Origin of the sequence: Veillonella sp. 6_1_27 (assembly GCF_000163735.1) — a bacterium.
GTDB classification, from domain to species: Bacteria; Bacillota; Negativicutes; order Veillonellales; family Veillonellaceae; genus Veillonella; species Veillonella parvula_A.
The window spans coordinates 75,200-87,973 of record NZ_GG770218.1 but is presented as its reverse complement, the minus strand read 5'-3'; the positions used below and the strand labels follow the sequence as shown (position 1 = coordinate 87,973).

Sequence of the window (12,774 nt, the reverse complement as noted above, 5' to 3'; positions counted from 1 at the left end):
GTTTTTCGTTTATTTTTTGAATTTTTCATCTTTATGCTGTATACTATAGTAAAAGTATATTGCGTAAAATTGATGTAATGATATAAGGTCATTATTATGGTTTGTAGCTATAGAGGAATTAAAGATGAAACGATATCTGTATATGACTTTTGCTGTTTTAGGTCTACTGGGTAGTACCGTTCCTCATGCTGAGGCCGGTAATTTAACAGGGGTGCGCGTATCTAATCATGAAGGTACAAGCCGAATTGTTTTAGATGTATCTGAAATGCCTGTATCTTGGACTCAATCCTATAATGAAGAAACACATGCTCTTACATTGAACTTAGGGGGTACTACAAATGGTTTAACTGGCCCCATATCACAAAATGATAAAAAAACGGGAGTTCTTAAAGGCATTGGCTTACAACCGGTTAATGGGGCCTTACGAGTAACATTAACAGCGAATAAGGATGTACAACATCATGAGTTTGCATTAGAAAAGCCTTCGCGTATAGTAGTGGATTTATTTTCTGGCTATGCGCAACAGACTACAAAAGATGTAAATAAATCTGTAACGTATAGCAAAATTAATAACACCGTAGCTGAAGGGAAAATTCAAGCCTTTGCATTGACCGTAGATAATGATTCACCTATGGTGGTGGCGCATGTTCCAGAAGGTAAACTATTATCTTCTGTTACTCAAGCTCATACAGCTATCATTGGAGCAAAGGTAAAAGGGGGCAGTTTTGAACGACCTTACTCAGTGGCGAGTGATGGAGCCATTGATTTAGAGCGTATTTCTAATCGTGGTACGTTACGATATACGCCTAATAGAGGATATTTTATAGAAGAGAAAAAACCTTTACTTCAAGCTAAAACAAAGAATGAGAGTTTTGTAATCACCTCCGTTGATACGGTTCGTAAAGAGAATGCCTTGACCCTTTATACGTCAACTTATGGTCCTTCTACAAAGACCAATGAATATGGTTATGAAGTGACTGTAGCTAATGGCAAGGTTATTAGTAAACAAAAGGGAAATTCTAAAATTGGGGAAAACCAATACGTATTGTCTGGTCATGGCGAATCTGGAAATGCTTTACGTAAATTAAAAGTTGGAACACCTATTACGATTCAAAATAGAGAAGAACTTGCTCAAGTTAGTACTACCGGTGGAGCTAGTTTAGAAGTGGGCACTATGGTGATGAAAGGCGGTCGCTATGTAGGAGCTGATGAATCTAATAACAAAGGTCGTAGTTTCATTGGAACCACAAAGGAACACGATTTAGTTGTGCTAACAGTTGATAAATCCGAACTTCAATCTGTAGGTGTGACTCAAAAAGAAGGAGCTCAGTTATTGTCTAAATTAGGTGTTGTTGATGGCGCTGAATTATCAAATCAAGGTAGCATTGATATAGTTATCAATGATGATTATGTACACAAATCTTCTGTACCTATGAGTTATGAGGATATAGTAATCATAAAATAGATTCGTGCATACAATTTTGTTTGAAATATTACTAATAATTTAGTATACTATAAATACATAACTAATTTTGTAAAAGGAGGGATCGTTATGAAAAGAGTAGTGTTAGCTTTAGCTGCATTAGGTATTTTAAGTGTTAGCTCTGTAATGGCGGCCCCTGTATCATACCAAAGTGTATTAACAGGTAAAGTTGCTTCTACAGTTTCTGTTGGTACTTCTGTAACAGAAGGCCAAACATTGGTGACTGTAGAGACATTGGCTGGTCCTATGGCTGCTGCTAAATCTACTGTAACTGGTACTGTAACGGCGGTTAATGTTACAGTGGGTTCAGACGTTTCTCGTGATCAAATCGTTGTCACTGTAGAAAGTAAATAAAGGAGAGAAGGAATGAAGTTTTCTCATTCTTGGCGTCGGTATAGAAAAGCGATACTGGCGCTTTTCTTCTGTACTTCACTTACAACTGCACAGGCTATTGATTTTATGCCTGTCAATGATGTAACAACAGGTATGGAAGGTATTGCAAAAACTGTAATCGTAGGGGATACTATTTCCACCTTTGATGTAAAGGTACTGGGTGTCATGAAGGATAAGGGACCATCTGGTCATCTTATTTTAGCCAAGTTTTCCGGACCTGTTATGGATCAAACTGGTGGCATTGCGCATGGTATGAGTGGTAGCCCTGTATATATAAATGGTAAACTTGTTGGGGCTGTTGCTTATGGCTGGGGGTTTGCGGATGGTACGATAGGTATGATCACTCCTATTGAGGATATGGTCAAACTATGGAATATACCATATGAGAAAAACTTATCTAAACCTTGGGATGATACACAATTGATTCCTTTAGGTACTCCACTTATGGCATATGGCTTCGATGCGGCATCAATGGAATACTTTAAATCGAAGTTACCACAATATAAATATGAAACATATGACACCGCAAGTGCTAGTGGTGATGAAATTGCAAAACCTTTAGAAGCTGGTGGCTCGGTAGCGGCTTTGCTAGTTGATGGTGACCTTAAATTGGGCGCTATTGGTACTGTTACTCATGTAGATGGTGAAAAGGTTGTTGCCTTTGGTCATCCATTCTTAAAACATGGTTCTTCTAACTATTTTATGCACAATGCAAGTATCTTTACCGTTGTAAAAAGCTATAATGCTGCCTTTAAGCTTGGCTCTATGGGTAAAGAGATTGGTTCTGTTACTGAAGATAGAGGTGCCGGTATTGCAGGTGTATCAGGCGTGATTTCGCCAGGTATTCCATTGCGATTCCATTTAAAGGATATTGATATGGGCCGTGATAGAACTAGTTCCGTCAAGGTTATTGAAGATGGTGAAATGACACCAACTTTAGCAGCTACAGCCTTATACAATATGTTGAATAAAACATTGGATCGCAGTGGCTCTGGTACGGCTACAATTTCTTATACTATTACGCCAAAAGGGAAAGAACATAAGCCATTAACGCGGACAAATATGTTCTACAGCTCTGATTCCATTAGTGAAAAAGCAGTTGATGAATTTTATAATGTCATTGATGTTCTTATGAACAATCGATTCATCAACTATGAAATTTCGGATATTTCGGTTGAAACCAACGTAACGCAAGATAAGAAAACAGCAAAGCTTATCGATGCTTCTGCTTCGTCTACTGTAGTTTCTCCTGGGGATACTATCGTAGTAGATGTAACATTAGAGCCGTTCCGCGGTGAAAAGGTTATTAAACAAATTTTCTTTAAGGTACCTGAAGATCAAGCTATTGGTAAATATACCTTAGAGGTGCGTGGCGGTGGCGAGATTCCATTGCCATATGTATTGGAAAAACAGAAATATAATTTAACAGATGAAATTTTACGCCGTTTGAAAGTTCATAAAGATTTTGATGAGCTTTATGATGAAATTCAAAAGACAGATACAAATAATCAAATCGTTGTAGAATTTTTGGAAGATGGCATCAGCTTAGTTGATGAAGATGGCTCTCAATCTGTTAAAAAGGCTAAGCTTAAAGATGTGGAATCAAAACCTATGCCAGGGGATGTAAAGAAAAAAACAGGTCAAGAAGATTTGAGTTCTAGTAAGGATGATGAAAAGAAACCTGAAAAGACTGCTGTTGATACTGAGTACATTGTGCAAGGTGATGGTCAATTTACGATTCATGTAATGAAGCCCGCTGATCGGGATAAAGAATTAGCAAAACGTGTCAAAGAAGCGAAACATCAGATTAAGATGGAACGCAAGTTAGAATTGGAAGATCAATCTAAAAAAGATAAAACGGATAAAGCTGAGTCTAAAAAGGATTCTAAAAAAGAGTCGAAAGAAACTAATAAAAAAGATGAGGCTAATGCTGGTGGAACAAATACAGCTGAATAAGTTGAAACTGTAAGGGAAAGGGATAGACTGTTGAGTTGGCTAGAATCGATAGGTCGAGTCGTCATAAACGGCTTATCGCAGATGGGTAGTGCTACATTATTAGTGTGGCAAACAATAAAACAACTAAAAATGATTAATCTGTGGCATGTATTTCAACAGATGGCTCACTTAGGGGTAGACTCCTTGCCTATTATTAGCTTAACTCTACTCTTTGCTGGTGCCGTTATGACCTTACAGATTACAGATGTACTCATTACCTATGGTGCTCAAAGTACAGTAGGTGGCCTTATGGCTGTAGCTATGGGCCGTGAATTGGGTCCTATCTTAGTTGGTGTAGTATTAGCCGGCCGTGTTGGCGCAGCTATCACGGCTGAAATTGGTACAATGAAGGTAACAGAACAAATTGATGCCCTACGTGTTATGGCTGTTGATCCTGTTGGTTACCTCGTAGTACCACGTGTAGTAGCGTGTATGATTATGGTGCCAATTTTGGCATTTTATGGTGTTGTTATCGGTATTGCCGGTGGTTACTTTGTAGCCACTGTTATCAAGGGTTTGGCGCCTAGTACATATTTAGACTCTATTCAAATGTTTTCTACCATTTCAGACTTCACGTTAGGACTTATAAAGTCTAGTGTGTTTGGTGCTGTCATTGCATTGGTAGGTGCTTATAAGGGCATGGAAACTAAAATGGGCGCAGAAGCTGTGGGTTTTTCCACTACTAGTTCTGTAGTAACTAGTATTATTCTAGTATTTGTATTAAATTACTTTTTATCTACATTGTTATTTTAGTAGATATTTTTAGAGGGATTTATGATTGAACTACGCAATGTTGTAGTTGCCTACGAGTCACGTGTGATTTTAGACTCTGTTAATCTCACTATTAATGATGGGGAGACGTTAGTTATATTAGGTGGCAGTGGTAGTGGTAAAAGTACACTACTTCGCTTATTAATAGGTTTACAACGTCCTACATCAGGGCAGATTATCGTAGATGGCACAGATATAACTACATTATCTGAAGATGAATTTAATACGGTACGAAGAAAAATGGGGATGGTATTCCAATATTCAGCTTTGTTTGATTCTATGTCGGTAGGGGAAAACGTAGCTTTTGGTTTGCGTCAACATACGAAGTTAAAGGATGACGAAATCAAACGCATTGTGGCAGAAAGACTTGATTGGGTTGGTTTAAAGGGATATGAGTCCTATATGCCTAATGAGTTATCTGGTGGTATGAAAAAGCGGGTTAGCTTAGCTCGTGCTATAGCACTAGATCCGAGTTTAATTCTTTATGATGAACCTTCATCAGGGTTAGATCCTATTACATCAGGTACGATTAGTATGCTAATTAAGGGGATGCAGAATCGGCTTGGTTGTACTTCTATCGTGGTAACACATGATATGCAGTCAGCATTTTATGTTGCTGACCGCATAGCTTTACTCGATCAGGGGCATTTTGTAGAAATTTCTGATACAATAGAATTTAAGAATTCTACAAATAAGAAGGTACAACAATTTATTCATGGTGAAGCAGAGCCGATTAACGAATCTGCGATGGGAGATATATAATGAAGTGGACGATGGAGGCCAAGGTAGGGGCTTTTACAATAATAGGTATAGTTCTATTTATTGCAGGCATACTATTTGTAGGCCGTATCGATATTTGGGCTAAACCGCAAATGACAATTACAGGTGATTTCACTCAAGTAAATGGCCTAAAAAATGGGAATCAGGTTAAATTTTCCGGCGTGGCCATCGGGACTGTTTCTGATATTGAAATTACACCGCGTGGCGTTGTGGTTAAGATGAAACTTGATGAAAAAACGCAGATTCCAAGTGACTCAATCTTTTCCTTGGGGTCAGATGGTTTTTTAGGTGATAAATTTATTCAAATTTCACCAGGACAGTCTAAAGTATATTTACAAGATGGTGACTCCGTTAAAGGTGAAGGCGTTGATGCTGTGGATAAGGCCATGCAGAGTGCACAAAAATTAATGGATGGTACTGAGAAGATGCTACAGTCTATTAATAGTATTATTGGTGATCCTGCAACTCAAAGTGCACTTAAATATTCTTTGCAATCTACAGCTGTGATGGCTGATAATGCGGTAGCTATTACACAAAATATGGCGGATGTAACGGCTCAGCTAAATCAAGCAGCACAACAGTTTAATGCTGATGGTAATGCAGGCAATGATATGCGTGCTATTTTAACTAATTTAAAACAAACTACTGATCGTGTAGATAATATGGCTCGTACCATGGAATCAACTGTAACAGATCCTAAAGCACAAGAAAATATTAAGGAGACTTTACATAATACGGCACAGATTTCAGCTCGCATCAATAAACTGATGGGCGGAAAGGCGTACCAAACGGATGTAAATGGAAAGAGTGTAGAGGTTGGTATGACTGAAAAAAAGTCATCTACCAAGATTGAACCATCTGTAGATTTGTTGTATAACACAACGGATAATGAATTCCGTGTCAATGGTAGAGTACGTGCCTTTAACAATAAAGGAATGGCTGAAATTGGCCTTTCTAATATAGGTGATGATACTACTTTTGATCTGAATGCAGGTCGATTTATCAGTTCTAAATGGTTGGTGCGTGGTGGTATTTTTGAAAGTGAATTGGGTCTTGGGGTGGATTATAACCTCCGTGGTCCAGTGTCCTTATCAGCCGCGCTATATGACCTTAATCATCGTAAATATCGTATTCGTAGTGATATACGTTTGCATAAAGATACCTATGGCGTTATTCAAATGACCAGACCGTTCAGTTCTACGAATGGAGGTACCTATTTCGGTATTAAACAAGTATTCTAATGACTAACACATTTACTCTATATGAGTATGGAGGTACATATTATGAATAAAAAGGTTCTTTCCTTAGGTGTAATGCTTTCTTTAGTTACTACTGGTGCATTCGCCGCTGATGTAGTAACTACATCCGTTAACAACGGAGACCAATTAAGCAAATATCAAAAAGAAGCTATTCAATTAACACAAAAGCAATTAGCAGAAAAATCTGTTTTAGACAGTAAAACCTATGAACGTACATTAGCTTTAAACGAAGCCCGTACGGTTGATTTAGCATTAGCTAATAATCGTACAGCTAAGCAAACTAAATGGGGTTATGAAGCTGCTAAATCTGCAGTAAGCCAAGTAGCAGCTGGTAAGAATCCAAGTGTTAGTTATGGTTGGAGTGCTCAAAAAACGGGCGGTGACACAGGTAGTGGCAAATCTGGTAGTCATAACTTCTCCATTAGTGCGCCTGTATTCAATCCACAACTCGATGCAAGCATTGATTCTGCACGTTATACTCGTGAAGGTACTGGTGCTAGCTATGAAGAGGCTTTACAACAATCAAAATATGATGCTCTTAACGGTTATTATACATTGATTATGAGCCGTAATATGGTAGATGTAGCACAACAAGCTGTTAAAGATTATCAAGGTCATGTAACCAATGTAGAGGCACAGTATAATGTTGGTTTAGTGGCGAGCTCCGATGTATTGGCCGCTAAAACAAATCTTGATGATTCTCAAACATCTCTTGTAAAAGCGCAAAATGCTGCAAATTTAGCAGAGGCGAACTTAAATCAAGTTATTGCATACCCTGCACAAACGGCTATTACTACAGCAGAGCATGATTTACAATATAAACCATATAATGTAACCTTGGAGCAAGCGAAAGCATATGCTATGCTTCATCGTTCCGCTCTTGTTAAATCAGCTCTTGATGTAAAATCTGCGGAAGAAGCTGTAAAATCTGCTAAGGCGGGTTATTTGCCTACGGTTGCTGTAAAAGCTGGTCGTGGCTATGGTGATCCAGATGGTTACTTTGGTACAAGTACAAAGTCCTGGAGTGTTGGTGCTAGTGCTACTTGGAACTTATGGGATGGTGGTGCAACACAAAATGCTATTAAAAAAGCAAATGCACAACTTGAACAAGCAAAAGAAGCTAATTTGGCAACTGTTGATGCTGTATTGTTAGCCGTACAAAAAGCATACTTGAATTTACGAGCTGCTGAACAAACAATCCAAAGTACACAAACTGCAGTCGCACAAGGTCAAGAAAGTTTCCGTATTGCTACGCTTCGTTACCGTGCAGGTGTTGGTACGAACCTTGATGTACTTGATGCAGAAACTAAGTTGACAACAGCTCGTAATAACTATGTAGAAGCTCTTTATAATTACAATATTAGCATTGCGGCTCTTGAACAATTAACAGGCGTTCCATTGTCTACACCTGTAGGTCAAGGTGCTGAAGTTATCGCTAATAGTGGTGCTGTTGAACAATTGTCAAAACTAGGCGGCAATCAATAATATGATCTTTAAAAAGACGACTTCGGTCGTCTTTTTTTCTTGTAATGGACATTATAGACAATGAGTGTTCTTGATAGGTTTTATAAAATTCACTCTGAAAATACTATAGTTATTACTGTGTCTGTGGTAAGATTAGTATATATATTTATATTATTCATAATGTGTATGGGAGTATCATTATGACCCGTAAAAAGTGGCTCCTTATCGGTGCAGCGATTTTAGGTTTGTCTAGTATTGTTGGTGCCAGCATCAATCCTATGGCTCAAACTTACATTGCACCTATGGTTAAAGAACAAGTAAATAATGTCATAAACGGATCTATAGACTATGATTCTCTCCGAATTAATTGGAATGGTGATGTTGTTCTAACAGATGTGACTATCAAAGATAGAGATGGTCATTTAGTTGGAACTGCTCAAGAGGTAGCTGTAGGAGTTAAACTATCTTCTTTGCCGAAGATTGTCGGTGGCAACACATCAGGGGCTACGGCTATTTCTAGTGTAATCGTTGAGGCGCCAGATTTTCATATATGGCAACTAGCTGATGGGTCGTGGAGTATAACTAAGTTAGTAAAACCATCCGATCCAAATAAGTCGGGTACTTTTGATGGCTCTGTGACTATTAATGATGGTCGCGTAGCGCTACGTACTAAAGATGGAATAAAGAGGAATGTAGAAAATCTTGATGGGACTATGGCGCTTGATATGAGTGGCATGTCTAAAGGTGCCTTTACTGCTGATGTAGATGGTTCCGCAATTACCTTGAATGGCAAAATTGATATGAACAATGTATCTAATTTTGATCTCTTTGTACAAGCTGATGAAATTGATACTGCTGGTATTATGAGTTTTGTTCCACTTCGTAAGGATCTATCTGTAACGAGTGGTAAGTTACAAGATTTACATTTAAATCTTAAAAGTGAAGATGGCAAATACATTATGAGTGGTAATGTAGGCTTTAAAGGTTTAACAGGCACTTATAAACGGGGTAATACAATTTATAATATTACCGATGGCACGGGTCGCATTATGCTTAATAATGATCAAATCGTTATTAGTCGTAGTTCTTGGAGGGTAAATGATCAAGTAACAAAGATCAATGGCTTAGTTACACTAGGCAAAGATGAAGAGTATTTAAATCTTAATGTTGTGGCCGATAAAGTAGATTTAGAGGCGATAACAGACGTCGGTGTTTCTGGTATTGTAGGTGGGCGTGCACATATTGGTGGCACGACAGTAGCTCCACGTGTAGATGCAACGATTGCTAGTGATGGTATTTCTTATAATGGTTACTATATTGATCGTTTACAAGGTGATATTGTATATGATAACGGTTTAGTTCGTACGGATGATGTGCGCCTATCAGTAGGCGAAGGTAGTGCAAAGGTTAAGGGCCAATATGTGGTTGATACAGGGGATTTTGATACTACTATAAAGATTCAAAATTTACCTTTAGGCACTTTCACAAAAGATATGATCTCACCGGTTACAGGTAATATCGATGGTGAGATGCGTATCTTAGGAAAAAATAATCAAGTTACAGATGTTGTAGGCTCTGTTAAAGGTCGCCAAATAGGCATTCGCGGTGTTGTAGTTGATACTGCAAAAGCTAACTTTACGCATGCTGATAATAGTACAAATATGACCGTTGTAGGCACTATAGGAGATGGGGCGCTAAGCGGATATGGCTATATCCAAAATGGTAATATAGATGCCACTATTTCCGGTAATGCATTGCCATTGACCGCACTAAGTCTTATTATTGGTCAAGATGTTGATGGCACCTTGAATACCTCTTTTGCGATACAAGGTACATTGGATAATCCAAATGTAATGGGCACTGTATGGGGGCAAGAGGTACATTATAAAGGGGCTCGATTCAATAATATCCATGGAGATATTAAGCTAGATAACCATATTCTCACTATCACCAATGGACATATTGGTGATGGCGATGGGGGCTATGATGTTAATGGTTGGTATAATCTTAATACAGATGTGTTAGATCTAAATGCCAAGGCTCGGGCTGCTCGTATTGAAAATGTGATTCGTACTGTTACAGATGTTCCTATTACAGGTTGGTTTGAAACAGACAATCATATTACAGGGACGGCTGCAAATCCGATTATAGAAGGTCGTGCTCATTTGTGGGATGGTTCTGCTTATGGCAAACTCGTGACCAATGCGTTTGCAAAATATAACTATCAGAATGATACATTAGAGCTTTATAGATTTGATATTGAAGGTTATGGTGCAACTATCACAGGTGGCGGTACAGTATCTAAAGAAGCAATTAATATTGATTTTGAAGGCAAAAAAATTGATATGGGCAGATTGCTCATTAATACGGATTACAAAGTTGATGGTTTGCTATCTGGTCGAGGACAAATTACTGGATCTGTGGATAACCCTCAATTCAATGGCTATATTTCATCCGATGCCTTATCAGTTAATGGGGAATTATTGAACGATATTCATGGTCGTGTTTATGCAGATAAATCGGTTGTAAATGTGCAAGATTTCACCTTTGCTGAAGCCGATGGTGGTCGCTACACTGCTAAAGGTGGTATGAAGTTTGATGATAGTAGACAACTATTTGGTGTATTAGATGTTACTAATGGTAGCGTAAAGAATTTGCTAACCTTGCTAGACCGGTCCAATGAACACATTGATGGCAAATTAAATGGTTCTGTTGAAATCGGAGGTACACGCGACAATCCAAGCGTTAATGTAACAGGCAAGATTAATGATGTAAGTATTGATGAAAAGATTGTTGGTGATGCAACTATCGATGCAAGTCTTGCTAATCGTAAATTCAAAGTTACAACTTTGAAACTGCCTGTTGATGAAGGTCTCATTGCAATAGGCGGTACGATGGATCTTGATGGTCAAGCGGACTTACAGGTTGCATTAAAGGATGTTGATATAGTACCGTTCTTGCCACTTATGGGTAAGGATATTCAAGCTACTGGTTGGGTGACTGGCGTTGTAAATATCACTGGGGAAACTAAGAATCCTAAAGTAGAATTATCCGGTGCTGTAGAGTCGGGGTCCTTTAATGGTGTTGGTATTGATGAAGGTTTTGTATTGGCTACAATGCAAGATCAAGTTATTCAGATTCAACGAATTCAAGGTGCCAAAAGTGGGTATAAACTTAGCGTCTATGGTAAGATTCCATTAGCGGCAATCTTTACGTCTGGGTATATTCCAGCAAATGATAGCAAATCTATGGATGTAACTATTGATTTTAACGAAGCAGATATGGCTGTTATCCCTCTTCTTACAACTAGTGTTAAGGAGGCAACAGGTCCGTTAAAAGGCACGGTTCACATTACAGGCACTATTGATCAGCCTGAAGCATATGGTACTGTATCGGTACGTAATGGTACGATGAAATTAGCAAGTGTAGAAAATCAAATTACTGGTATTGATGGTGACTTAATTTTCTCTGGTCAACAAGGTGATTTCCAATCCCGTATTAATATGGGCAAAGGCTCAGCTGGTTTGGCTGCTAAAGTAAATTGGTCTGGACATACTCTTACTAATTACAAGGCGGCAGTTCAGCTAGAAGACTTAGAGGTTCGCAGTGAATATGTAAGAGGACCGTTGAATGGTGAACTTTATATTGCTGACCGAGATGGATTGCCGACCCTTATTGGTACTTTAAATCTTGAAAAGATTCAATTCAAAATTCCTCTTTCCTTACAATCTAGTGAAAGTACCAAAGATATGGGGGTGGATGTTACTGTTCATGCGGGTAAAGGTGTACGTTTATATGATCGCACCTTATACAACATGTTTATCAGTGGCGATGTTCATTTTGGTGGATCTTTACAAAATCCAACTGCTAGTGGTCAATTTGATGTTAGAAATGGCACGTTTAAGTATTTGAGCCATGTATTTAATATTACAAAAGGGAATGCCCATTTCGTAGGTGGCTCTTATTTACCAAACTTACAATTAGAGGCTGAAACAAATGTAAGTAATTACACTATTATGCTTGGCGTAAAAGGGACAGTGGATCATATGGACTTATCATTGTCCTCTAATCCTACATTGTCTAGAAAGCAAATCATTTCCATGTTGACCTTCGGCCGCGGTGCAGATTCAAATAGTAGTACTTTGACAAATGAAGATGTGAATGCCGTGGCTACAGCAGGGCTTCAAATGTTTGCTTTTGGCTATGTACAAGATGCATTACAAAATACACTTGGGTTAGACCGCATCAATATTACAACAGGGTCAATTGATCCCGATGAGCCAACCAATAGGGATACGGCAAGTAATTATAATATTGAAATCGGTAAATATGTATTACCGAGAGTCATGTTGACTTATTCTCAAGGTATTAATAACAAACAAAATAAATATGGTATAGAATATTCTGTTAAACGAAACCTTAAGTTCACGGGATGGCATACATCAAAAGGGAACAATTATATAGGTGGTCGTTGGACACGTAGCTTTTAAGAGTATGGCTAGAATGTGTAAACCCCTTAGGTATGCACATTCTAGTCATATTAATTTCATAAAATTTGTTTAATATAGTACTCATTCCAAGCAATTTATGCTATAATGATAAAGATTTATTAGTCTTTATAAATAAGAT

The 12,774-nt window shown here is 38.2% G+C and carries 8 protein-coding genes; all 8 read left to right on the top strand.

Annotation, left to right across the window (positions count from 1 at the left end):
* The first annotated feature begins 124 nt into the window (after window positions 1-124).
* The 8 genes from HMPREF0874_RS09565 to HMPREF0874_RS09530 all read left to right on the top strand — a co-directional run bounded on the left by HMPREF0874_RS09565 (window position 125) and on the right by HMPREF0874_RS09530 (window position 12,635).
* A complete protein-coding gene (locus tag HMPREF0874_RS09565; protein ID WP_008603466.1) occupies window positions 125-1,465 on the top strand; it encodes a phosphodiester glycosidase family protein in 1,341 nt (446 codons plus the stop codon).
* An 87-nt stretch (window positions 1,466-1,552) separates the two neighbouring features.
* Window positions 1,553-1,837 carry a biotin/lipoyl-containing protein gene (locus tag HMPREF0874_RS09560; RefSeq protein ID WP_004695449.1) on the top strand — a complete coding sequence of 95 codons (285 nt, stop codon included), beginning with the start codon at window positions 1,553-1,555 and terminating at the stop codon, window positions 1,835-1,837.
* 12 nt (window positions 1,838-1,849) lie between these two features.
* Window positions 1,850-3,832 carry a SpoIVB peptidase S55 domain-containing protein gene (locus tag HMPREF0874_RS09555; protein ID WP_004695451.1) on the top strand — a complete coding sequence of 661 codons (1,983 nt, stop codon included), beginning with the start codon at window positions 1,850-1,852 and terminating at the stop codon, window positions 3,830-3,832.
* 30 nt (window positions 3,833-3,862) lie between these two features.
* Window positions 3,863-4,624 carry an ABC transporter permease gene (locus HMPREF0874_RS09550; protein WP_004695453.1) on the top strand — a complete coding sequence of 254 codons (762 nt, stop codon included), beginning with the start codon at window positions 3,863-3,865 and terminating at the stop codon, window positions 4,622-4,624.
* A 21-nt stretch (window positions 4,625-4,645) separates the two neighbouring features.
* Window positions 4,646-5,404, top strand: a complete 759-nt coding sequence (locus HMPREF0874_RS09545) for an ABC transporter ATP-binding protein (protein ID WP_004695454.1) — start codon at window positions 4,646-4,648, stop codon at window positions 5,402-5,404.
* Entirely contained in the window at window positions 5,404-6,663 is a 1,260-nt protein-coding gene (locus HMPREF0874_RS09540) for an MlaD family protein (RefSeq protein ID WP_008603460.1), read from the top strand. The genes HMPREF0874_RS09545 and HMPREF0874_RS09540 overlap by 1 nt, the downstream gene beginning before the upstream one ends.
* 42 nt (window positions 6,664-6,705) lie before the next feature.
* Window positions 6,706-8,166, top strand: a complete 1,461-nt coding sequence (locus HMPREF0874_RS09535) for a TolC family protein (protein WP_038125910.1) — start codon at window positions 6,706-6,708, stop codon at window positions 8,164-8,166.
* Between the two features lie 179 nt (window positions 8,167-8,345).
* A complete protein-coding gene (locus HMPREF0874_RS09530; protein WP_038125909.1) occupies window positions 8,346-12,635 on the top strand; it encodes a translocation/assembly module TamB domain-containing protein in 4,290 nt (1,429 codons plus the stop codon).
* The last annotated feature ends 139 nt before the right edge of the window (window positions 12,636-12,774 follow it).

Bases quoted from the DNA above. Each gene is read 5' to 3' on its own strand.
- HMPREF0874_RS09565 (WP_008603466.1), top strand. From the start codon at position 125: ATGAAACGATATCTGTATATGACTTTTGCTGTTTTAGGTCTACTGGGT.
- HMPREF0874_RS09560 (WP_004695449.1), top strand. From the start codon at position 1,553: ATGAAAAGAGTAGTGTTAGCTTTAGCTGCATTAGGTATTTTAAGTGTT.
- HMPREF0874_RS09555 (WP_004695451.1), top strand. From the start codon at position 1,850: ATGAAGTTTTCTCATTCTTGGCGTCGGTATAGAAAAGCGATACTGGCG.
- HMPREF0874_RS09545 (WP_004695454.1), top strand. From the start codon at position 4,646: ATGATTGAACTACGCAATGTTGTAGTTGCCTACGAGTCACGTGTGATT.
- HMPREF0874_RS09540 (WP_008603460.1), top strand. From the start codon at position 5,404: ATGAAGTGGACGATGGAGGCCAAGGTAGGGGCTTTTACAATAATAGGT.
- HMPREF0874_RS09535 (WP_038125910.1), top strand. From the start codon at position 6,706: ATGAATAAAAAGGTTCTTTCCTTAGGTGTAATGCTTTCTTTAGTTACT.
- HMPREF0874_RS09530 (WP_038125909.1), top strand. From the start codon at position 8,346: ATGACCCGTAAAAAGTGGCTCCTTATCGGTGCAGCGATTTTAGGTTTG.